The organism is Candidatus Methylolitoribacter marinus (assembly GCF_051853155.1).
Classification (GTDB): domain Bacteria; phylum Pseudomonadota; class Gammaproteobacteria; order Burkholderiales; family Methylophilaceae; genus BACL14.
The window spans coordinates 1,219,773-1,241,278 of record NZ_CP124221.1 but is presented as its reverse complement, the minus strand read 5'-3'; the positions used below and the strand labels follow the sequence as shown (position 1 = coordinate 1,241,278).

Sequence of the window (21,506 nt, the reverse complement as noted above, 5' to 3'; positions counted from 1 at the left end):
ATTATTTTTTTTGTGTAATTTGAAATATTGATTGAATTGCATCAGAGCTTAGAGTTAAAATTTCATTTAACTCGTCTTGGCTAAATGGATTGCCTTCAGCTGTCCCCTGAATTTCTATAAACTGTTTATCCTCTGTCATAACAATGTTCATATCAGTTTCACAATTACTATCCTCTTCATAATCTAAGTCAACGAGAACTTTTGATTCCACAATACCTGCGGAAATAGCTGCTATTTTTTTTATGATGGGGGACTCAGATATTAACCTAGTTTTTAACATATATTCAACAGCATCCTCGATGGCACATGCTGCCCCTGTGATGGATGCAGTTCGCGTCCCTCCATCAGCTTGGAGTACATCGCAATCAACCTGTAATGTATTTTCTCCAATCTTAGTTAAATCAATCATAGCCCTTAAGCTTCTTCCAATAAGCCTCTGAATTTCTTGAGTTCGTCCTGATTGCTTTCCTCTGGCAGCTTCCCTTTGCATACGTGATGAGGTTGATCGAGGGAGCATACCGTACTCAGCTGTTAACCAGCCCTGACCCTGACCTTTTAGGAAAGAGGGAACACCTTCAATGACACTGACGTTACATAAAACATGAGTTTGTCCACATTGAATCAATACAGACCCTTCTGCATGACATGTATAATTCCTAGTGATTTCGATTGGGCGATGCTGACTGTTTGTTCGATTGTTGGATCTCATAAGTTACCTAAATTAATTTATTATGTTTAAGATTATAAAGATAAAATGAGAAAAATTTTTTGATTAATTTGGCAAAGTAGAGAAAATTCATATGATTAATAGCATGACGGGATATGCGAACGGATCTTTTAAGCTTGATTCAAGTACAAGTTTGTCTGTTGAAATACGTGCATTGAATAATAGATATTTGGATTTGAATATCCGCATCGATGATGACCTTAAATATATAGAAGCAAAAATCAAATCCCTTCTTGGCGACACCATTAAAAGAGGAAAGGTTGAGTGTCGTATCACTAAATCTTTCAGCCAACAAAGCAAGCAAAATTATTCTGACGAGCAAATTAAAGATGCCTTAAAAATTATGAGAAGAGTAGCGCTTTTATCAAAACAAGAATTTTCAGCTACTCCACATGAAATTATCAACTTTATGAATTTGAATCAGAAACCAAAAAACATAAATATAAATGAAAAAGCTTTTTTTTCGGCTTTAAGTAATGTTTTAAAAAATTTCAATAAAGACCGCTCAAGAGAAGGAAAAAATTTATCCAGTATTTTGAAGCAAAATGTTAGCTCTATTAATTCTCATGTTAAAAATATAAGAAAATTCTATAAAGATGATGCCAAACATCATCAACAAAAATTAATAAAAAAATTAAGTGAAGTTAATTGTGAAATTGACCAACAACGACTTCAGCAAGAAGTTATTTATTTTCTCCAAAAATCAGATATAGAAGAAGAGTTAAACAGAATTTTATCTCACAATAAAGAAATTATAGACTTACTTAAGAGTAAAGAGCCTGTTGGGAAAAAGCTTGATTTCATGATGCAAGAGTTAAATCGTGAAGCAAATACCTTAGGCTCTAAATCAATATCAACTAGAATTTCATCACTTGCAGTTGATATTAAAGTTTTAATTGAGCAAATGCGAGAACAAATACAGAATATAGAATGACAAATTTAAAAAAAAATAAATTATTTATCATCAGTGCTGCTTCTGGAGCTGGGAAAACAACAATCGTCAAAGAACTTTTAAAAAAACGTTCAAATTTAAAAGTTTCTATTTCTCATACGACTAGAAAGCCAAGACCAGCTGAGGTTAATGGCAAAGATTATTTTTTCACTGAAGTAACTGAGTTTGAAAAAATGATCGAAGAGGGACGTTTTCTTGAGTACGCTCATTGCCATGGAAATTTTTATGGCACATCTAAAAAATCAGTGCACTCATTATTAGAAAATGGTAATGATGTAATTTTAGAGATTGATTGGCAAGGTGCTCAGAGCATAAAAAAAATTTTTCCAGAAGCTGTCAGTATTTTTATTATGCCACCTAGTTTAGAAGTTTTAAAAAAGCGATTAATGGAAAGAAATCAGGATTCAATAGAGGTTATAGAAACTCGTATGCAATCTGCTGAAGAGGAAATCTCTCATGCCAATGAATTTGACTATGTTACAATAAATGAGGATTTAACAGACACTGTTAATGAACTAATGACTTTGTTTTAAGTGTAATTTATAAAGAAGGATATGTATGGCAAGAATTACTGTTGATGATTGTTTAAAAAAAATACCAAATCGATTTCAATTAACTCTAATTGCATCTATCAGAGCTCGTCAATTGGCTAATGGTGCTGAATCAATGATTGAAAATGTGAATGAAGACAAGCCTTCGGTTTTAGCATTAAGAGAAATTGCTGCAGGAGCCATTGGATTGGAATTGTTGACAGGAGATCAACCATCTTCTTCAGATGACAGCCAAGTCACAGATGAATCTGAGGAGCAGTCAGCCCCACTCTAAACTTGCTGGAGAATAATTTTGGCTGACCCAAATTTTTTAATTAAAGATAGCGGCGATGCAATTATTATTCCAGCGGATCATCCTGAATCAAAATTATCCCAAGCAATCACTTATTTAAAAAAAAGTGAAATTCAGGATGTTTACAAAGCATATAACTATGCTTTTGAGTGCCATATAGATCAAAAAAGAAGAAGTGGTGAACCTTATATTACTCACCCAGTTTCTGTAGCATGTATTGCTGCTAATCTCCATCTTGATGCACCATCAATCATAGCGGCACTTTTGCATGATGTTGTCGAAGATACTCCAGCCACGTTGAAAGAGGTTGAATCACAATTTGGTAAACAAGTCACAAAGCTCGTTGATGGGTTATCAAAATTAGATAAATTAAATTTTAATGACGTGGTTGAAGCGCAAGCAGAAAATTTTAGAAAAATGCTTTTAGCTATGTCATCAGATATTCGGGTCATGATTATAAAGTTATGTGATCGAATGCATAATATGCAAACCTTGGGACATCTTAATGAGCAAAAAAGAAAACGTATTGCACAAGAAACTGTTGATATTTATGCGCCTATTGCAAATCGATTAGGCCTTAATCGAATATATCAAGAGTTAGAAAATTTATGTTTTAAACATATTCATCCTCTTCGACATCAAACAATTACAAAAGCAATAGCATCTGCTCGAGGAAATCGAAAAGAAGTTGTTGAAAAAATTCTCACAGAAGTTGAAGCCAAATTAAAAAAAGAAAAAATTAAAGCTGAAATTTTAGGCAGAGAAAAACAGCCAGCCAGCATCCATAAAAAAATGTCGGAAAAAAATCTAGGATTTTCAGAAATATCAGATATCTATGCATTTCGAATAATTGTTGATGATATCAAGGATTGTTATCATGCTCTAGGCGTACTTCATGCTTTATATAAACCCATTCCAGGAAGATTTAAAGATTACATTGCAATTCCAAAAGCAAATGGATATCAATCATTACATACGACACTTTTTGGTCCATTTGGAATGCCGTTAGAAATTCAAATAAGAACCTTGCTGATGAATAATTTAGCTGAAGCAGGCATTGCGGCTCACTGGATGTATAAAACAAAAGAAAATCAAGTTACACGCCTTCAACAAGATACAAATCAATGGTTAAAAAGATTATTAGAAATACAGTCCAATAGTGCAGACTCTCTTGAATTCTTGGAACATTTGAAAGTAGACCTTTTCCCAGATGAGGTGTACGTATTTTCCCCTAAAGGAAAAATATTTGTATTACCAAAAGGATCGACGGCAGTTGACTATGCTTATGCTGTTCATACCGATGTTGGTAATAGCTGTTTCGTTTGTAAAATAAATAATGAACTGGTGCCCTTGCGAACAGAGGTAAAAACTGGCGATCATATTGAAATCATTACAGGTCCAATGGCTAAACCTAATCCATCATGGTTAAATTTTGTCATTACAGGAAAAGCAAGATCGCAGATTCGTGCTTTTATGAAAAAAGCTGAATCAAGTGACCTTGTGATTCTGGGTTACAGCATCCTTAATAAAGCACTTAAGGCTTTTCATATTGAACCAGATAGTATCAAGAAGAAACATTGGGAAAAATTACTGCACGACTATCATTTAAAAAATAAAGATGAAATCCTAATAGATATAGCCCTAGGAAGACGAGTCAATATTATGGTAGCTCATCAACTATCTTCAATTGTTAGTGGTCAAGGTAGTATTGGTCGTCAAGAAAAGTTTTTAGATGTAATTTCTATTAAAGGGTCTGAGGGCATGGCTATTGATTTAGCTGATTGTTGCCATCCAATTCCTGGAGATCCAATTTTAGGTTACATTGATAAAGATAAAGGTTTAATCATTCACACCCATGAATGCAATGAGATTAAAAAAATCAAAGTTGATCCAGAAAAATGGGTGGATGTTGAATGGGAACCAAATCCAGATCGACTGTTTAAAGTTAAATTAGATATTTTAGTTAGCAATGAACGTGGTGTTTTAGCAAAAATTGCTTCTGTTATTGCTGAGATGGAATCTAATATTGATAAACTTACCACTGAAGAAAGTGACGGAGGAGGATTTACGTCAATTAACTTTTTAATTGAAGTCAAGAGCCGAATTCATTTAGCGGATATTATTAGAAACTTAAGAAAAATTGAACAAGTAAGTAGAATTACTAGGTTTAAATGTGGAACTATCAAATAAATTAGGAAAGAAACTTATGACAAAAGAAATTATTTCAACCACAAAAGCACCTGAGGCTATCGGCACTTATTCGCAGGCCATCAAAAAAAATAACTTGGTATTTTTATCTGGTCAAATTGGCTTGGATCCAAACACAATGGAATTAGTAGATGGAATCGAAAATCAAATTAATCAAGTATTTAAAAATCTATTATCAGTGATAGAAGCAGCTGGTGGAAAAAAATCAGATATCGTTAAGTTAAATATCTATCTTACTGATCTAAATAATTTTGTTATGGTTAATAAAATCATGGAACATTATTTTGATTTACCATATCCAGCAAGGGCTGCGGTGGGAGTTGCACAATTACCAAAAGGTGCACTTATCGAGGCAGATGGATTTTTAGTGCTTGATTAATTATTGAAATCTTTTTTTACACCACACCAAGAGAAGCTATTAAATAAGCTAAATATTCATAATTGGTTCGATCTTTTATTACATCTTCCGGTCCGCTACGAAGATAAGACTAAGATTACAAATATTAAAGAGTTAAAAGACAATACATTTTCACAGGTGCTAGGTAAAGTAACTAATGTTGAAATTATATTTCGTGGTAAAAGAAATTTAGTTGTCCAGATTGAAGATGCCCATGGCGATCAAATCTCGTTGAGATATATTAACTTTTATCCAAATCAAAAAGCACAATTTGAGATTGGAAAATATGTACTTGCATCTGGAAATATAAAAAAAAACTTAATCTCTTGCCAGATTATTCACCCGGAAACTATAGTATTTAAAACACAAGAAGTTGTTCTTCCAGAAAACTTAACGCCAATATATTCAGTCACATCTGGATTAGGTCAAAAAAATATTTATAGATTAATTAATAAAGCTTTAGATTTTGCTTCGTCAAAAAAACTTTTAAATTTTGAAATATTGAATCAGAAAAGCAAAACAGATGGATTTAATTTAATTGATTCGCTTTGCGCACTTCATCGACCAAGCAAAGACAGTGATTTACAAAAGCTTAATAATTTCTCAACGATATTTCATCAACATATCAAATATGCAGAATTATTATCTCAGCAATTATATTTAAAATTATCTAAGGATGAGTTCAAAAATCAAAAATCAAAAATATTAAATTTAAAAAATAATGATTTAAAAGATGAGATTTTTAATAGTCTTCCATTCAAATTAACAGAATCACAAGAAAAAGTTATTCATGAAATTGAATCTGATATGACTTCTGGAAAAGCAATGCACAGGCTACTTCAAGGTGATGTTGGTTCTGGAAAAACCATTGTTGCTGTTATTGTTTCAACTCTAATTTTAAATAATAAATATCAAGTTGCCTTTATGGCTCCAACTGAAATATTAGCTAATCAGCATTTTAAAAAAATTAAGGAATTATTCTTAAGCACTGATGTAAAAACTACGCTTTTAACTGGAAGTATTAAAGGAAAAAAACGTGATGAAATTATAAATGATATTGAATCAGGAAAAATTCATTATGTGATTGGAACCCACGCATTATTTCAAGATAGTATTAAATTCAAAAACTTAGGGCTATGTATTATCGATGAACAACATCGATTTGGTGTTAAGCAGAGATTAGATCTAATGAGTAAAGGAAAAACAGATGGATACCAGCCGCATTTATTAATGATGAGTGCAACCCCAATTCCGAGAACACTTTCGATGAGTTATTTTGCAGATTTAGAAGTAAGTACATTGTCAGAATTACCTAAAGGTAGGGTTCCTGTCGTAACCAAACTAGTTCGTGATTCAAGGCGAAAAGAATTAATGAATATACTTAAGTATGAATTAGAAAATGGTAACCAAATATATTGGGTATGTCCTTTGGTGGAAGAAAGTGAAAAGTTAGCTCTCTCTAATACAGTCAATACCTATGAAGAGTTTGTTGATTTTATTCCAAAAGAGATGGTAGGTCTTATTCATGGCAGAATGAAGGACCAAGAGAAAGATGAAGTGATGTCAAATTTTCTTGAAAAAAAGATAAAGTTATTAGTAGCGACTACTGTCATCGAAGTCGGTGTTGATGTTCCCAATGCATCTTTCATCGTGATAGAGCATGCAGAAAGAATGGGACTATCTCAGCTGCATCAACTGCGAGGTCGGGTAGGCAGAGGAGCTAAAAAAAGTGCATGTATCTTGATTTTTAAAGAGAATCTCAGCGAGCTTGCTAAGGAGCGTTTAAAAATTATCTATGAAAATCAAGATGGTTTTTTAATTGCTGAAAATGATCTTAAAATACGAGGGCCTGGTGAGATGATTGGAACGAGACAAAGTGGAATACCTGGATTAAGAATTGCAAACCTTGTTGAAGACGCTGATTTAGTAAAAGAGGTGAGTGATTATTCAGAAGTTGCCATAAAAGCCAATAAATTGGCAGCTCAAAGATTTGTTGAGATCTGGTTTCAAGATAAAAACTATTTAAGAATTTAAATTTATGTGGTCAAAAAAAAATTATTCGAATTTAAGACTTGCTTCATCAAAAAAATCACTTACAAAATATTTAAGTCAATTTGGTGATTTAGAAATACAACTGATATCAAGCAATATAAAAAAAATCAGTGAGTATGAAAAAAAAATCTATGGTGGCGTATCAAAATTTTTTTATGTCAGGGATGTTGTCATTGGTTTTAAAAAAAAACCAATTATTTATGCAAGATCCATTACAGAGTTACATAATTCAAAAAGATTAATTTATTTATTAAAAAAACTAAACAATCGTTCATTAGGAAGTATTTTATTTAGTCGAAACTATATTCGTAGCGAGTTTAAATATTCAAAATCAAAACAAATGCAGTTTGCAACTGAAAAATTAAAAAATAATAATGTTGAATTAGATAAATTATTAGTTCTTAGGCAATCTTTTTTTACTAATAAAAAAGAAAAAATTCTTTTGTTTGAAGGATTTTTAGAAAATGCACAAAACTATGACGAATAAATATTTATATAACTATCTCAAATTGGCAAGACTGGATAAGCCTGTTGGTATTTTACTTTTACTATGGCCAACTATATGGGCATTGATCCTATCTTCTGAGGGACAGATTATATTTCAAGACCTTTTAATATTTTGTATAGGAGTAATTTTAACGAGATCAGCTGGATGCGTGATTAACGATATTTTTGATAAAGATATTGATGCAAAGGTAAGGAGAACAAGTTATAGACCTTTAGCACAGAATGAATTGACTCCTAGAGACGCATCTATTTTCTTTCTTTTTTTAAGTATAGGGGCACTTTCTTTATTATTCTTTTTGCATAGTTATGCAATAAAAATTATTTGTGTAGCAGCTTTTTTACTAATGTTTTATCCATTATCAAAAAGATTTTTTCCTATTCCACAATTATTTTTGGGAATCGCCTTTAGCTCAAGTGTTTTAGTGGTTTATGCTCATATTCAACAAAATTTTCCGTTAGAGTGTTGGATTTTATTTTTTCTGAATTTCTCATGGGTAATGGCTTATGATACCGTTTATGCTAAAGCAGATTTTGCAGATGACATAAAATTAAGCATTCACTCCTCCCCTAAATTTTTTATGAAATATACGGATCATGTAATTGTTATTTTTTATCTGATTTTTTTCATTTTATACGCCATTTTAATTAAAGATGATCCCTATTTTATTGTCTATCTACTAACTATTATATTAATGTTAGGGATAATCATTCATGAATTAGTTTTTAGAATAAACAAGGATACTGACTATATTGATTTGTTTAGGAAAAACAATTATTTAGGAATAATTATTACATTTACATTTGTATTAACTCAGACATGGCGATTTTAGGAATATTTATCAATAATGTTTGACAAAACCCTATAAAACATAATAAAATCACGCTCTTTTATAAATTTTTGGAAGTAAAGACTGATGAAAACAATTTCAGCTAAAGGCCACGAAGTCAAAAGAGACTGGTTTCTTGTTGATGCAACCGATGCTACTCTAGGAAGATTAGCAAGTGCAATTGCTCACAGATTAAGAGGTAAGCACAAAACAATTTATACGCCACATGTTGATACTGGTGATTATATTGTTGTTGTTAATGCTGAAAAAATTAAGGTTACAGGTAATAAATCTCAGGATAAAATTTACCATAGACACTCTGGTTTTCCTGGCGGGCTATATTCATCAAATTTTACACAGATGCAAGAAAAATTCCCTGGTAGAGCATTAGAAAAAGCAGTTAAAGGCATGCTTCCTAAGGGGCCATTAGGTTATGCAATGGTTAAAAAATTAAAGATTTATTCAGGCGATCAACATGAGCACAGTGCTCAGCAGCCAAAACCACTAACAATATAATTGAAAGATTTTTATGATAGGTAAATATTATTACGGCACAGGTAGAAGAAAAAGCTCAGTTGCAAGAGTTTTTATGCAACAAGGCAAAGGCGAAATATCTATTAACGGTTTGCCAGTTGATAAGTATTTTTCGAGATTTACATCAGAGATGATCCTCAAACAACCTTTAGATTTAACCAAAAACGAAACTACATTTGATATCAAAGTGAATGTTTCTGGCGGTGGTGAATCTGGACAGGCTGGTGCAGTAAGACATGGAATTACAAGAGCTTTACTTGATTATGATGCTGAACTGAAATCAGAACTTTCAAAAGCTGGATATGTTACACGTGATGCACGTGAGGTTGAAAGAAAAAAAGTTGGCTTACGCAAAGCGAGAAGACGCAAACAGTTTTCAAAACGATAACGTTTTTACACATATTAAAGCCGCTTTCATGCGGCTTTTTTTTTAGGAAATCATTTATAATCGAAAAATGAATAAATTACATGTTTCTATAGTTGGCGGATCTGGATATACTGGATCCGAACTTTTAAGATTATTAGTTAATCATCCCTACATTGAGATTGATCAAATAACTTCGAGACAAGATGATGGAAAGAATGTCACTGAAATTTTTCCATTTCTTCCTAAGAAAATTACAAATAAATTTATTCATCCTGACAATGCGACTTTTGATCAGTCAGAATTAATATTTTTTGCTACACCTAATGGGATCGCGATGAACTTTGCTGAAAAATTAATTAGTAAAGGCAAAAAAATTATTGATTTAGCAGCTGATTTTAGAATAAAAAATATACAGTTGTGGGAACAGTGGTATGGAATGAAACATGCCTGTCCAAAATTGGTTGAGATGGCAGTATATGGCTTATCTGAACTAAATAAAAATGAAATAAAAAATGCCAAAATTATAGCTAATCCAGGATGTTATCCAACAGCAATTCAACTCGCGCTTTATCCGCTAATAAATAAAAAAATCATTAATGAGCAAACTATCATTATTGATGCTAAGTCAGGAATAAGTGGGGCTGGTAAAAAAATTGATGACAATCTCTTGATGGCTGAAGCATACGACAACTTTAACGCTTATTCGGTTCAAGGTCATAGGCATGAGCCAGAAATTGAAGAGAATTTAAAAGAAATAACAAAGAGAAAAAATATAAAAGCTTTATTTATTCCTCATCTGCTGCCGATGGTGCGTGGGATTTACGCAACTATTTATGTCGATTTAATTGAAGATCTAGATGAAACAGAACTCGATTTAATTTTTTCTACAACTTATGATCAATCTATTTTTGTTGATTATATGGGTATTAATAAAATACCAAAAACAAAAATGGTGAGGGGCTCAAATCAATGTAAAATATCGATCTTTAAAAGAGATAAAAAATTAATCGTATTATCAACCATTGATAACTTAGTAAAAGGAGCTGCTGGACAGGCTATACAAAACATGAATATTATGTTTGATTATCAAGAAGATGCCGGGCTCAATTTACTCCCTTTAGCTCCATAAAAAAATGTTAAATAAAATTCAAAGAAAAAGACGGATAAAGCTTGTTCAAGGAAAACCGAATATTAAAGTTGGTTCAACATGGTTGAAGACTATTCTATTCGCGATTTTAATTTTTTCAATTACTACATTTTTTTCATATAGAATTTTTGATGGAGGTAATTCATTTCAATATCTTCTAACGATTAATGAACAAAATAATGAAATCTCAGAATTAAAAAATAAAATTCAGAAATTAAAATTAGATTCACAATTAATAGAGATTTCCTCAATTAAAAAAGATGAAGAGTTGAAAAAATTAAAAGAAGAAAATAATGATCTTCAGGAAGAAATTCTTTTTTATGAGAAAATTGTCGGAAAGAGGAGATAAGATTGTTTAAACGTAAAAAGAATCATGCAATTGATACCCTAATTGATGAAACAATGAATATTCGCGGGAGCATGAATTTTTCTGGAGGTATTCGTTTAGATGGTAAATTATATGGAAATTTAACATTATCAGATGGCGCATCTGGTTCACTAATTATGGGACCAAAGAGTAAAATTTTAGGCGATATTAAAGCTGATACTGCAATTATTGCTGGCGAGGTAAAAGGTAATATTGAGGCACAAGACTTTCTAGAACTTCATTCCACTGCGGTTGTCTATGGAGATGTAGCTTATGGGGATATAGAAATACACTCAGGCGCAGTATTAAATGGAAATGTAACTAAAATGAAGACAAATAAAACTATAAAAAAAATACTCAACAAAAAGGAAAAAACTGATGACAAGTGATTTAAAAATGCCTGATCCATTAATTTTTACAGATAATGCTGTAAACAAGGTGAAAGAGCTAATTGCGGAAGAAGAAACATCTGATCTCAAGCTTCGAGTATTTGTGAGTGGCGGTGGGTGTTCAGGGTTTCAGTATGGTTTTACATTTGAAGAAACAGTCAACGACGATGACACCCAGGTTACTAAGGATAATGTGACTCTTTTAATTGATCCAATGAGTCTTCAGTATCTTGCAGGATCTGAAATTGACTACCAGGACAATGTCCAGGGCTCTCAATTCGTGATTAGAAATCCAAATGCTACAACAACTTGTGGTTGCGGTTCTTCTTTCTCAGTTTAAAGCTTAATCTTTTGAAACATTTCTATCCAAAGATACGTTCCTAGGTAATCTGCCTTTATAGATTTGTCTTGGTCTGCCGATTTTTAAATTATCAGCTATAAACATTTCATTCCAATGGGCTATCCAACCGGCTGTTCGCGCTAACGCAAACACAGCAGTAAACATTGAATTAGGAATGCCTAGAGCTCGCATCACTATACCTGAGTAAAAATCAACGTTCGGATATAATTTTTTCTTAACAAAATAATCATCTTCAAGTGCAATTTTTTCTAATTTCAAAGCAAGTTTGAATATTGAATCATTCTCTAAACCAAGTTCGGATAATACTTCATGACATGTTTTACGCATAATTTCTGCACGAGGATCTTTATTACGATAAACTCTGTGACCAAAGCCCATTAACCTAAAAGAATCAGTTGAGTCTTTTGCTCTATCAATATATTCACCAATACGACTTTCACTTCTGATCTCTTGTAACATTTTAAGGGTTGCTTCGTTCGCTCCTCCATGAGCAGGACCCCATAGGGATGCAATACCTGAAGAAATACAAGCAAAAGGGTTAGCGCCACTAGAGCCGACTAATCTAACAGTTGAGGTAGAAGCATTTTGTTCATGGTCAGCATGTAAAATTAAAATCCTCTCAAATGCACGGACTAGTACGGGATTAATTTCATATTCTTGAGTTGGACTTGAAAAAAGCATATTTAAGAAATTTGCAGCATAGCTTAAGTCATTTCTTGGATAATTGAATGGCCTACCTAAATTGTAAAGATATGACCATGCTGCTATGGACGGTACTTTCCCAATTAATCTATTAGCTGAGATTTTTCGATGATTTCGATTGTACACATTCATTTCATCAAAATAAAAAGCTGATTTTGAAGCAACAACAGCAGCCATGACGGCCATTGGATGAGCATCACGTCTGAATCCTCTAAAGACACTATTTAGTTGATCATGAAGAAGGTAATGTTTCTTTACTTCTGATACATATTTTGTTTTTTCATTTTGATTTGGAAGCTCACCATTTAGTAATAAATAGGCTACATCAAGAAAGTCACAATGTTCCGCTAATTGTTCAATTGGGTAGCCGCGATACAGTAGGATACTTTTTTCACCATCAATAAATGTTATAGCCGAACCGCAAGAGGCTGTTGACATAAATCCAGGATCGTAAGTATGCAAACCATGCTGCGATAATTGCGAAATATCAATTGCAGGCTTACCCATTTTCCCTTCAATGAAAGGAAGCTCAATGGTTTTTCCATCGGGTAATGTAAGCGTAGCTTTTTTTTGTTCCATCTTAATATTTATTAAATAAAAGGATACTAATTATAACTTAGATTTAAATATGTTGAATTAAGGATGAACAACAACACCCAAAACATTATCTTTTATTGCACCAGTTATAGCTTTGTAATTTAACTTATTATTATTTATTGATTGATATCCAAGCCAAGCAAACCCAGCTGGTTCAATTAATTCAGGTTTAATGCCGAGATATTCTGTGGTACGAATATTTATTCGACATCGCTTAGATAATTCATCTATAAGAAAGGTATTATTTGCACCACCACCACAAATAAAGATATCTTTTAAGCCTTTTAATTTTTCAATTTCTCTTAAAATCAATATGGTACTTAATTCTAAAAAAGTTCTTTGTACATCTTCAGGTTTGAAATCATTTAGATTAAATTTATTTAACCAATCCAAATTAAAATAATCACGACCTGTGCTCTTGGGAGGCTTTTTTTTGAAAAATGAATCATTTAACAATCGCCTCAAAAGATCATCGGATACGGTTCCACTTTTTGCCCATGACCCGTTTTTATCATATTTTCTTTGTTTAATTTTGTTGATCCATATATCCATAAAGACATTACCAGGACCTAAATCATAGCCTCTGATTGAGCTATTATTGATGATAGAAATATTAGAAAATCCTCCAATATTGACAAATACTCCTTTTTTAATATTTTTTGTATGTAAAAGATACTTATGAAATAAAGGAATTAAAGGTGCTCCTTCACCATTTGAGGCGATATCCATATTTCTAAAATTAGAAACTGTTTTTATTTTTGTACGACTAGCTAGTAAAAATTCGTTTCCAATTTGAAGACTATAAAAATCTTTTGGTACATGCCTGATCGTAGGCCCATGAAAACCAATGGCTTTAATTGATGATGGGTCTAAATGATTATTCAATAATAATTTTTCAATTAATTTTATGCTAATGTTTGCAATTTTATTCCCAAGGATTTTACTTTTGTTAAGTTCATCAATGGACGGTGAATTTAATTCAATTATTTCCATTTGTAATTTTCTGGAATAACTTTGAGATATGGAATCTATGATTTTGATTTGATTATCATCAATGGAGCAGAGAACCACATCAAGACCATCTGAAGATGTACCTGACATTATGCCAATAAATAAGTTTTTTTTATCTGACTTGATCTGCATTTACTATTAAGATTAACGCAATATGACTATATAATCATGTTTTATTTATAAGCTCAATTAATTATGTTAGATGAAATAAAACGCGGTGCTGATGAAATTTTAGTTTTTTCTGAGTTCGAAGAAAAAATAAAATCTGGGAAAAAACTAAAAATTAAAGCGGGTTTTGATCCAACGGCACCAGATTTACATCTAGGTCATACAGTTCTTTTAAATAAACTAAGACAATTTCAAAACTTCGGTCATGAGGTAATTTTTTTGATTGGAGACTTCACTGGCATGATTGGTGATCCCACAGGTAAAAATGCAACAAGACCTCCTCTAACTGAGGATGAGGTCAAACAGAATGCAAAAACTTATCAAAATCAAGTGTTTAAAATTCTTGATAAAGAAAAAACTCAAGTTGTATTTAATTCTGAATGGCTCAAGAATTTAGGTGCTGATGGCATGTTAAAACTTTCTGCCCAGTACACTGTAGCAAGAATGTTGGAGCGAGATGATTTCAGCAAAAGATTTAAAACCAACCAATCCATTTCAATACATGAATTTATGTATCCATTAATGCAAGGTTATGACTCAGTTGCCCTGGAGGCAGATGTTGAGTTAGGTGGAACAGATCAAAAGTTTAATTTGTTAATGGGGCGAGAATTACAAAAATCATATGGGCAAATACCACAGACTATTTTAACAATGCCACTTTTAGAAGGATTGGATGGCGTCAACAAAATGTCAAAATCATTGAATAATTATATTGGTATTGATGAAGCCCCTGAGGTTATGTACGCAAAACTATTATCTATTTCTGATGATTTAATGTTGAGATACATCGACTTATTGTCGCTTAAAAATAATGAAGAAATCGATTCATGGAAAAAGCGTTTACAGGATGGTGAAAATCCCAAAAATATCAAGGATGAATTCTCGCAAGAGATAATTGAGAGATTTCATGATCATGAAGGTTATTTAAAAGCAAAAAAAGATTTTGAACAAAGGTCATCGGGTTTTGCTCCTGAAGAGGTTCCAGAATTTAAACTCAATAAACAAGATAATATGGCTATTCCAAATATCCTGAAGAGTATTAACTTTGTTACAAGCACATCTGAGGCTTTGAGATTAATGAAAAGTGGAGGAATAAGGGTTGATGGAGAAAAGATTGATAAGGATTATTCTTTAAACACTGATGAATTTCTCATTCAGGTTGGAAAAAGAAAATTTGGCAAAATAAAACTAACCTAACACATTGATTTAAAAATTTATTTTTATAAAAATTCATAGTATAATTGCTTTTTTGAGATGGGCCTTTAAGGCCCATTTTTTATTTTTGATGGTTTTGTGATGGATTTAGAAAAAATTATAAGTGAATCAATACAAAATATTGGCTACGAGTTGGTTGAGTTCGAGCACAACCATAACAGCGGCCTTATCAGAATTTTTATTGATAACGGTAATTTAATATCTGTTGATGATTGTGTGAAGGTCAGTAATCATTTGAATCGCGTTTTGTCAGTTGAGCTAGATTATGATTTCTCAAGACTGGAAGTATCTTCACCTGGTGTAGATAGAAAATTAATAAAATTGTCAGATTACAAAAGATTTGAAGGTGAAAAAATTAAAATCAAATTGTATTCATCGATAAATAATCAAAAAAAATTTGATGGAAAATTAATTGATTCTGATGAAAATAATATAAAAGTTTTATTATCAGATGAAAAAATATTAGAAGTGCCGTTTGATGAAATTCAGATGGCTCGTTTAAACCCTGATTTATAAATTGGAGAACGTAAATGAACCGTGAGATGTTAATTTTAGTTGATGCTCTTGCTCATGAAAAAAATGTGAGCAAAGAAATTGTTTTTAATGCCCTAGAGCTGGCTTTAGCATCAGCGACAAAAAAGAAATATCCTCATGGTACAGATATTCGAGTAAAAATTGATCCAGAATCAGGCGCTTATGAGTCTTTTAGGTGCTGGACTGTCGTTGAGGAAGAAAATCTTGAAAACGAGGAAGCTGAAATTCTATTGATTGATGACCGTGCAAAAGACAAACAAGTGGGGGACATTATTGAAGAATCTATCCCTTCAGAAGAGTTTGGCAGAATCGGAGCGCAGGCAGCAAAACAAGTTATCTTGCAAAAAGTAAGAGAAGCAGAAAGAGAACAAGTACTTAAGGAATTTCTTGCAAGGGATGAAAAATTAGTCATGGGTCAGATCAGACGCATGGAACGTGGCAACGCGATTATTGAAATTGGTAAATTAGAAGCAATCTTACCAAGAGATCAAATGATTCCAAAAGAGAATTTAAGAGTTGGTGATAGAATCAGAGCAGCATTACTGAAAATAGAGACATCGATGCGAGGGCCACAATTAATACTCTCTAGAACATCGCCTGAATTTTTAATAAAATTATTTGAAATTGAAGTGCCTGAAATTGAAGAAGGATTGTTAGACATTATGTCAGCTTCAAGAGATCCTGGATCAAGATCAAAAATTGCGGTAAAGGCAAATGATCAAAGATTAGACCCTGTTGGAACCTGTGTAGGAATGAGAGGATCAAGAGTTCAAGCTGTGACTACTGAATTATCTGGGGAGAGGGTTGATATTGTCTTATGGTCAATTGAGCCTGCACAATTTGTAATCAATTCAATGGCTCCTGCAGAGGTTTCAAGTATTGTTGTTGATGAAGAAAAAAGAAGTATGGATATTGTTGTTGATGAAGATCAGCTAGCGCTTGCCATTGGTAGAAATGGACAAAATATTCGTCTTGCATCCCAATTAACTGGCTGGACGTTAAATATCATGACTGAAGAAGAATCTGAGAAAAAGCATGAGGAGGAATACTCTGCGGTCAGTAAGCTATTTATTGAAAAACTGGATGTTGATGAAGAAGTTGCCGATATTCTTGTTAAAGAAGGATTTACTTCATTAGAAGAAATTGCATATGTTCCAACTGAAGAATTAAATCAAATGGATATTTTTGATGATGATACCATTGATGAATTAAGATCCAGAGCAAAGGCTGCTATTTTAACTGAGGCGATAGCTAATGAGGAGAAGGTGCCTGAAGCTCAAGAAGACCTTTTAACAATGGAGGGGATGGACCAAAATACAGCCAGCCTTCTTGCATCTAAGGGAATTATTTCAATGGAAGATCTAGCTGAATTAGCCGTTGATGAGTTATTAGATATCGTAAAAATTGACGAAGAAAGAGCCAAAGAGCTTATCATGACTGCGAGAGCCCCTTGGTTTACAGAATAACGGAGAAAATATGAGTCAGTATACAGTTGAACAATTTGCATCAGAATTAAAATTACCGGTTGATTTACTTATAGATCAACTTAAAAATGCTGGTGTAGAGAAAAATAATTCTAGTGATGAATTATCTGAGGATGATAAAGCTGCACTCCTATCTTTTTTAAAACAATCTCATGGCGATTCACAAAAACCAAAAAATAAAATTACCCTAACTCGTAAACAGAATACTGAAATTCAAAAAACTGATAGCTCAGGTAAGTCTAGAACAATTCAAGTTGAAGTTAGGAAAAAAAGAACACTCACTAAAACTCCAGAAGTTGAAAAAAATGAGTCTGAAATTGAGAAGCCGAAAGAGATTTTAGATGATAATCAAGTGAAAATTAGAGACGATGAAAAGGCTAGGCATGATGCTTTGATGCAGGCTCAGGCAGAAGACAGAAAAAAATCAGAAGATAAAAAACTAGAATCCAAAAAAAATATAGATGGGACAATTCACAAACCTGAGAATAAAGAAGTAAACAAAGATACAAAGAAAAGTAATTGGGAAGATGGCCCAAAGAAAAAAGTATTAAAAACAAAAAACGCAAATCCAGTTCCTGATGGATGGAGATCACCAAAGTATAAAAATAAAAAACAACATAATAAAAATACTAAAGATCAAGAAACAACTTTTGTTGCCCCAACAGAACCTGTTATTAAAGACGTTATGGTTCCGGAGACAATTACTGTAGCTGATCTTGCTCATAAGATGTCTGTTAAAGCTGCAGAAGTCATTAAATCATTAATGGGTATGGGCATGATGGTAACTATCAATCAGATCTTAGATCAAGATACGGCGATGATCGTGGTTGAAGAGTTAGGCCATGTTGCAAAAAAAGCAGAACAAAATGATCCAGAGTCTTTACTCGACACAGACGAATCAATCGAACCTATATTTAAAACAAGACCACCTGTTGTGACTGTTATGGGACATGTTGATCATGGAAAAACTTCATTATTGGATTACATCAGAACCACGAAAGTCGCATCAGGTGAAGCGGGGGGAATTACTCAGCATATTGGTGCTTATCATGTTGAGACAAAAAAAGGGATGGTTTCTTTTCTTGATACTCCTGGCCATGAAGCATTTACAGCAATGCGTGCAAGAGGTGCCAGCGTAACTGATATTGTTGTCTTGGTTGTTGCTGCCGATGACGGAGTGATGCCACAAACAATTGAGGCAATTAATCACTCTAAAGCAGCCAATACCCCATTAATTGTTGCAATTAATAAGATTGACAAGCCAGAAGCTAACCCTGAAAAAGTAAAGAATGAACTCATGACTCATGAAGTTATTCCTGAGGAACTTGGTGGCGACTCTATGTTTTTGGAACTATCAGCTAAAACAGGCCAAGGTATTGACGAACTGTTAGATGCAATTTTACTTCAAGCAGAAATTTTGGAATTGAAGGCCCCAATAAATACTCCAGCAAAAGGGATTGTGGTTGAGTCTCGTTTGGATAAAGGTCGAGGCCCTGTGGCAACTATTTTAATTCAATCAGGGGTAATGAAATCTAGTGATATGCTTTTAGCAGGATCAAGCTATGGTCGTGTGCGGGTGATGTTAGATGAGGGCGCAAATCAAATAAAAGAAGCAGGACCATCCATACCTGTTGAAATTGTTGGTTTATCTGATGTTCCAAATGCCGGTGAAGATGTGATTGTCCTGAATGATGAGAGAAAAGCAAGGGAGATTGCACTCTTTAGGCAGGGCAAATTTAGAGATGTCAAATTTGCGAAGCAACAGGCAGCAAAGCTAGAAAATATGTTTGATCAAATGGCTGAAGGAGATGTCAAGACCTTACCATTAATTATCAAATCTGATGTGCAAGGATCATTTGAAGCGCTTAAAGGGTCATTAGAAAAATTATCCAATAATGAAGTTAGGATTAATGTTATACATAATGCAGTTGGTGCCGTAAATGAATCTGATATTAATTTAGCTGTTGCTTCAAACGCCGTCATTATAGCGTTCAACGTCAGAGCTGAAGGTGGAGCCAGGAAATCAGCAGAATCCAATGATATAGAAATTAGATACTACAGCATCATTTATGATGCAGTTGATGATGTCAAAGCAGCTTTAACAGGCATGTTATCCCCTGATGAAAAAGAAAATATCTTAGGTAGTATTGAAATTAGGGAAATTTATAAAGTATCTAAAATTGGTACTATTGCAGGTTGTTATGTTACCGATGGTCTTGTTAAGAGAGAATCAAAAGTAAGAGTTCTTAGAGACAATGTTGTTATTTATGACGGAGAACTATCATCTCTAAAAAGATTTAAAGACGATGTGAAAGAAGTAAAATCGAATTTTGAATGCGGACTGTCTATTAAAAACTTTAATGATATAAAAGTAGGAGATGTTGTTGAACCATATGAAATTGTTAAGGTTGCTAGAAAACTTCAATAAAAATGGCTAAAGATTATCCTCGTTCTAATCAAATAGGGCAGCAGATAAAAAAAGAAATTGCTGAGATTTTGCAGTATGAGATTCAGCATCCAACTCTAGCAAATGTCACAATAACTGATCTTGAATTATCAAGAGACCTGAGACACGCGAAGATTTACTTTATCTCACAGCAAGATCAAAGTGAACTTGAAAAAGCTTTAAATAGATCGATGAGCTTTATTCGTCAATCTTTATCAAAGAGAATGACTACAAGAGGTATTCCTAATTTAGAATTTATTTACGATCATTCAATCGATCATAATGATCGAATTACTGAGTTATTAAATTCAGCATTCAAAAAATAATTTCTTATGAGTTTAGGACTAGACCTTAATAATTCAGGTTACATATCAGTTATAAAACCAAAAGGCTGGTCATCCAATCAATTACTCTCGAAATTAAAATGGCTCTTTCAGATAAAAAAGGCAGGTCATGGTGGCACTCTTGATCCATTTGCAACTGGAATTGTCCCAGTTTTTTTTGGAGAGTCTACAAAGTTTTCTAATAGAATTTTGGAAAGTAATAAAGAATACATTGCGGAATTAAAATTAGGTTTTGAAAGCTCAACAGGAGATACTGAGGGTGAAATAACTAAAGATAGTTCATTTGATAATGAGAACTTACCTCACAACTTAAAAAACATTCTTAATGAATTTATTGGTGTTCAAAAGCAGACGCCACCCAAATATTCTGCCCTTAAATATAATGGTAAGCCTTATTATGAATATGCGAGAGCTGGGATAGAAATTCCTTTAAAAAAAAGAGAAATAGAGATTTTTTCAATTGATTTGGTAAATTTTACTAATCAGCAAATCACCTTTCAGGTCTCCTGTTCTAAAGGGACGTACATTAGAACTTTAGGTGAAGATATTGCAAAAAAAATAGGTACAAAGGGTTATTTAACCAACTTAGAACGAATTAGGGTTGGTACAATAAAAAAAATTGATAGTTTTTCAGTTGAACAGATAGAAGAATTATCGATAGATAATAGAAAAAAGCTCTTAAAGCCAATCTATGAACTCCTCGAATTACCCAAAATACAATTAAATCATACCGATACAACAAATATATTGAATGGTCAAAACTTGGTTATCGAAATTGAATCTGGTGAAATTTTATTATTTTCTGAAAAAAATTTTATTGGTATAGGTATTTCAGATGGAAAAATCATAAAACCTGTTCGATTAATTAGAAGTAAAATAAATTAACTTAAACCATTGTTATTTATTGCAATTTTATATAAAATACACCGTTCTTAAGTGAAGGAAAAAAACAAATGGCGTTTACAGCTATAGATAAAGAAAAAATTGTTAAAGAGTATGCTCAAGGCGCGAACGATACAGGCTCCCCTGAAGTTCAAGTTGCCCTGCTTACGAATCGAATCAATTATTTGACTGGACACTTTAAAACTAATGCTAAAGATAACCACTCACGTCGTGGTTTACTTGCAATGGTAAGTCAAAGAAGACGTTTATTAGATTATTTGAAGCGTAAAGATCTAACTAGATATCAAGATTTAATTAAGCGTTTAGGTTTAAGAAAGTAATTACAAATCAACTAAATTATTAAGAAGCCGATTTTAAGCGTTATGCTTAGTCGGCTTTTTTTATAATTTTTTACTGGGAAGAGAGTAAAAATAATGTCAAAAAG

Annotated in this window: 23 protein-coding genes and 1 pseudogene; 21 read left to right on the top strand and 3 right to left on the bottom strand. The window is 32.8% G+C overall.

What is annotated here, in order from left to right:
• Position 1: 1 nt before the first annotated feature.
• A complete protein-coding gene (rph, locus tag QFA95_RS06710) occupies positions 2–709 on the bottom strand; it encodes a ribonuclease PH (RefSeq protein WP_486462746.1) in 708 nt (235 codons plus the stop codon).
• Between the two features lie 91 nt (positions 710–800).
• Between rph and QFA95_RS06705 the strand changes: the two genes are divergently transcribed.
• The 14 genes and pseudogenes from QFA95_RS06705 to erpA all read left to right on the top strand — a co-directional run bounded on the left by QFA95_RS06705 (position 801) and on the right by erpA (position 11,657).
• Complete coding sequence (locus tag QFA95_RS06705) at positions 801–1,661, top strand: YicC/YloC family endoribonuclease (RefSeq protein ID WP_486462745.1); 861 nt, start codon at positions 801–803, stop codon at positions 1,659–1,661.
• Entirely contained in the window at positions 1,658–2,212 is a 555-nt protein-coding gene (gmk, locus tag QFA95_RS06700; protein WP_486462744.1) for a guanylate kinase, read from the top strand. Before QFA95_RS06705 ends, gmk begins: the two co-directional genes overlap by 4 nt.
• Positions 2,213–2,237: 25 nt before the next feature.
• Positions 2,238–2,429 (top strand): annotated as a pseudogene (rpoZ, locus tag QFA95_RS06695) (DNA-directed RNA polymerase subunit omega); the annotation flags it as partial.
• A 93-nt stretch (positions 2,430–2,522) separates the two neighbouring features.
• Positions 2,523–4,712 carry a RelA/SpoT family protein gene (locus QFA95_RS06690; protein WP_486462743.1) on the top strand — a complete coding sequence of 730 codons (2,190 nt, stop codon included), beginning with the start codon at positions 2,523–2,525 and terminating at the stop codon, positions 4,710–4,712.
• Between the two features lie 16 nt (positions 4,713–4,728).
• Positions 4,729–5,109 (top strand): RidA family protein, encoded by a 381-nt coding sequence (locus QFA95_RS06685; protein ID WP_486462742.1) that lies wholly within the window; start codon positions 4,729–4,731, stop codon positions 5,107–5,109.
• Positions 5,110–5,112: 3 nt separating this feature from the next.
• Positions 5,113–7,161 (top strand): ATP-dependent DNA helicase RecG, encoded by a 2,049-nt coding sequence (gene recG / locus QFA95_RS06680; protein WP_486462741.1) that lies wholly within the window; start codon positions 5,113–5,115, stop codon positions 7,159–7,161.
• A 4-nt stretch (positions 7,162–7,165) separates the two neighbouring features.
• Positions 7,166–7,666: a chorismate lyase gene (locus tag QFA95_RS06675; protein ID WP_486462740.1), complete on the top strand. Its 501-nt coding sequence runs from the start codon at positions 7,166–7,168 to the stop codon at positions 7,664–7,666.
• Positions 7,644–8,516 carry a 4-hydroxybenzoate octaprenyltransferase gene (locus QFA95_RS06670; protein WP_486462739.1) on the top strand — a complete coding sequence of 291 codons (873 nt, stop codon included), beginning with the start codon at positions 7,644–7,646 and terminating at the stop codon, positions 8,514–8,516. The genes QFA95_RS06675 and QFA95_RS06670 overlap by 23 nt, the downstream gene beginning before the upstream one ends.
• A gap of 84 nt (positions 8,517–8,600) precedes the next feature.
• On the top strand, positions 8,601–9,029 hold the full coding sequence (gene rplM, locus QFA95_RS06665; RefSeq protein WP_486462738.1) for a 50S ribosomal protein L13: 429 nt from the start codon (positions 8,601–8,603) through the stop codon (positions 9,027–9,029).
• A gap of 13 nt (positions 9,030–9,042) precedes the next feature.
• Entirely contained in the window at positions 9,043–9,435 is a 393-nt protein-coding gene (rpsI, locus tag QFA95_RS06660) for a 30S ribosomal protein S9 (protein WP_486462737.1), read from the top strand.
• A gap of 67 nt (positions 9,436–9,502) precedes the next feature.
• Positions 9,503–10,543: an N-acetyl-gamma-glutamyl-phosphate reductase gene (gene argC / locus QFA95_RS06655; RefSeq protein WP_486462736.1), complete on the top strand. Its 1,041-nt coding sequence runs from the start codon at positions 9,503–9,505 to the stop codon at positions 10,541–10,543.
• Positions 10,544–10,547: 4 nt separating this feature from the next.
• Positions 10,548–10,910, top strand: a complete 363-nt coding sequence (locus QFA95_RS06650) for a hypothetical protein (protein WP_486462735.1) — start codon at positions 10,548–10,550, stop codon at positions 10,908–10,910.
• A 2-nt stretch (positions 10,911–10,912) separates the two neighbouring features.
• Entirely contained in the window at positions 10,913–11,317 is a 405-nt protein-coding gene (locus QFA95_RS06645) for a bactofilin family protein (protein ID WP_486462734.1), read from the top strand.
• Positions 11,307–11,657, top strand: coding sequence for an iron-sulfur cluster insertion protein ErpA (gene erpA, locus QFA95_RS06640; RefSeq protein WP_486462733.1), 351 nt, complete (start codon positions 11,307–11,309; stop codon positions 11,655–11,657). The genes QFA95_RS06645 and erpA overlap by 11 nt, the downstream gene beginning before the upstream one ends.
• A gap of 3 nt (positions 11,658–11,660) precedes the next feature.
• Here the strand turns inward: erpA and QFA95_RS06635 are convergent, their stop codons facing one another.
• Both QFA95_RS06635 and QFA95_RS06630 read right to left on the bottom strand, forming a co-directional pair.
• Positions 11,661–12,959 (bottom strand): citrate synthase, encoded by a 1,299-nt coding sequence (locus QFA95_RS06635; RefSeq protein WP_486462732.1) that lies wholly within the window; start codon positions 12,957–12,959, stop codon positions 11,661–11,663.
• 57 nt (positions 12,960–13,016) lie between these two features.
• Positions 13,017–14,120 carry an anhydro-N-acetylmuramic acid kinase gene (locus tag QFA95_RS06630; protein ID WP_486462731.1) on the bottom strand — a complete coding sequence of 368 codons (1,104 nt, stop codon included), beginning with the start codon at positions 14,118–14,120 and terminating at the stop codon, positions 13,017–13,019.
• Positions 14,121–14,183: 63 nt separating this feature from the next.
• On the opposite strand from QFA95_RS06630, the gene tyrS reads away from it, so the two are divergent.
• The 7 genes from tyrS to rpsO all read left to right on the top strand — a co-directional run bounded on the left by tyrS (position 14,184) and on the right by rpsO (position 21,402).
• Positions 14,184–15,353 carry a tyrosine--tRNA ligase gene (tyrS, locus tag QFA95_RS06625; protein WP_486462730.1) on the top strand — a complete coding sequence of 390 codons (1,170 nt, stop codon included), beginning with the start codon at positions 14,184–14,186 and terminating at the stop codon, positions 15,351–15,353.
• A gap of 99 nt (positions 15,354–15,452) precedes the next feature.
• On the top strand, positions 15,453–15,887 hold the full coding sequence (gene rimP, locus QFA95_RS06620) for a ribosome maturation factor RimP (RefSeq protein WP_486462729.1): 435 nt from the start codon (positions 15,453–15,455) through the stop codon (positions 15,885–15,887).
• Positions 15,888–15,901: 14 nt separating this feature from the next.
• Positions 15,902–17,371 (top strand): transcription termination factor NusA, encoded by a 1,470-nt coding sequence (gene nusA, locus QFA95_RS06615; protein WP_486462728.1) that lies wholly within the window; start codon positions 15,902–15,904, stop codon positions 17,369–17,371.
• A gap of 10 nt (positions 17,372–17,381) precedes the next feature.
• Positions 17,382–19,817: a translation initiation factor IF-2 gene (gene infB, locus QFA95_RS06610; protein ID WP_486462727.1), complete on the top strand. Its 2,436-nt coding sequence runs from the start codon at positions 17,382–17,384 to the stop codon at positions 19,815–19,817.
• A gap of 2 nt (positions 19,818–19,819) precedes the next feature.
• Positions 19,820–20,161 carry a 30S ribosome-binding factor RbfA gene (rbfA, locus tag QFA95_RS06605; protein ID WP_486462726.1) on the top strand — a complete coding sequence of 114 codons (342 nt, stop codon included), beginning with the start codon at positions 19,820–19,822 and terminating at the stop codon, positions 20,159–20,161.
• Between the two features lie 6 nt (positions 20,162–20,167).
• Positions 20,168–21,064: a tRNA pseudouridine(55) synthase TruB gene (gene truB / locus QFA95_RS06600; protein ID WP_486462725.1), complete on the top strand. Its 897-nt coding sequence runs from the start codon at positions 20,168–20,170 to the stop codon at positions 21,062–21,064.
• Positions 21,065–21,132: 68 nt separating this feature from the next.
• Positions 21,133–21,402, top strand: a complete 270-nt coding sequence (gene rpsO, locus QFA95_RS06595) for a 30S ribosomal protein S15 (RefSeq protein WP_486462724.1) — start codon at positions 21,133–21,135, stop codon at positions 21,400–21,402.
• Positions 21,403–21,506: the final 104 nt, after the last annotated feature.

Bases quoted from the DNA above. Each gene is read 5' to 3' on its own strand.
- rph (WP_486462746.1), bottom strand. From the start codon at position 709: ATGAGATCCAACAATCGAACAAACAGTCAGCATCGCCCAATCGAAATC.
- QFA95_RS06705 (WP_486462745.1), top strand. From the start codon at position 801: ATGATTAATAGCATGACGGGATATGCGAACGGATCTTTTAAGCTTGAT.
- gmk (WP_486462744.1), top strand. From the start codon at position 1,658: ATGACAAATTTAAAAAAAAATAAATTATTTATCATCAGTGCTGCTTCT.
- QFA95_RS06685 (WP_486462742.1), top strand. From the start codon at position 4,729: ATGACAAAAGAAATTATTTCAACCACAAAAGCACCTGAGGCTATCGGC.
- QFA95_RS06675 (WP_486462740.1), top strand. From the start codon at position 7,166: ATGTGGTCAAAAAAAAATTATTCGAATTTAAGACTTGCTTCATCAAAA.
- QFA95_RS06670 (WP_486462739.1), top strand. From the start codon at position 7,644: ATGCACAAAACTATGACGAATAAATATTTATATAACTATCTCAAATTG.
- rplM (WP_486462738.1), top strand. From the start codon at position 8,601: ATGAAAACAATTTCAGCTAAAGGCCACGAAGTCAAAAGAGACTGGTTT.
- rpsI (WP_486462737.1), top strand. From the start codon at position 9,043: ATGATAGGTAAATATTATTACGGCACAGGTAGAAGAAAAAGCTCAGTT.
- argC (WP_486462736.1), top strand. From the start codon at position 9,503: ATGAATAAATTACATGTTTCTATAGTTGGCGGATCTGGATATACTGGA.
- QFA95_RS06650 (WP_486462735.1), top strand. From the start codon at position 10,548: ATGTTAAATAAAATTCAAAGAAAAAGACGGATAAAGCTTGTTCAAGGA.
- erpA (WP_486462733.1), top strand. From the start codon at position 11,307: ATGACAAGTGATTTAAAAATGCCTGATCCATTAATTTTTACAGATAAT.
- QFA95_RS06635 (WP_486462732.1), bottom strand. From the start codon at position 12,959: ATGGAACAAAAAAAAGCTACGCTTACATTACCCGATGGAAAAACCATT.
- QFA95_RS06630 (WP_486462731.1), bottom strand. From the start codon at position 14,120: ATGCAGATCAAGTCAGATAAAAAAAACTTATTTATTGGCATAATGTCA.
- tyrS (WP_486462730.1), top strand. From the start codon at position 14,184: ATGTTAGATGAAATAAAACGCGGTGCTGATGAAATTTTAGTTTTTTCT.
- rimP (WP_486462729.1), top strand. From the start codon at position 15,453: ATGGATTTAGAAAAAATTATAAGTGAATCAATACAAAATATTGGCTAC.
- nusA (WP_486462728.1), top strand. From the start codon at position 15,902: ATGAACCGTGAGATGTTAATTTTAGTTGATGCTCTTGCTCATGAAAAA.
- infB (WP_486462727.1), top strand. From the start codon at position 17,382: ATGAGTCAGTATACAGTTGAACAATTTGCATCAGAATTAAAATTACCG.
- rbfA (WP_486462726.1), top strand. From the start codon at position 19,820: ATGGCTAAAGATTATCCTCGTTCTAATCAAATAGGGCAGCAGATAAAA.
- truB (WP_486462725.1), top strand. From the start codon at position 20,168: ATGAGTTTAGGACTAGACCTTAATAATTCAGGTTACATATCAGTTATA.
- rpsO (WP_486462724.1), top strand. From the start codon at position 21,133: ATGGCGTTTACAGCTATAGATAAAGAAAAAATTGTTAAAGAGTATGCT.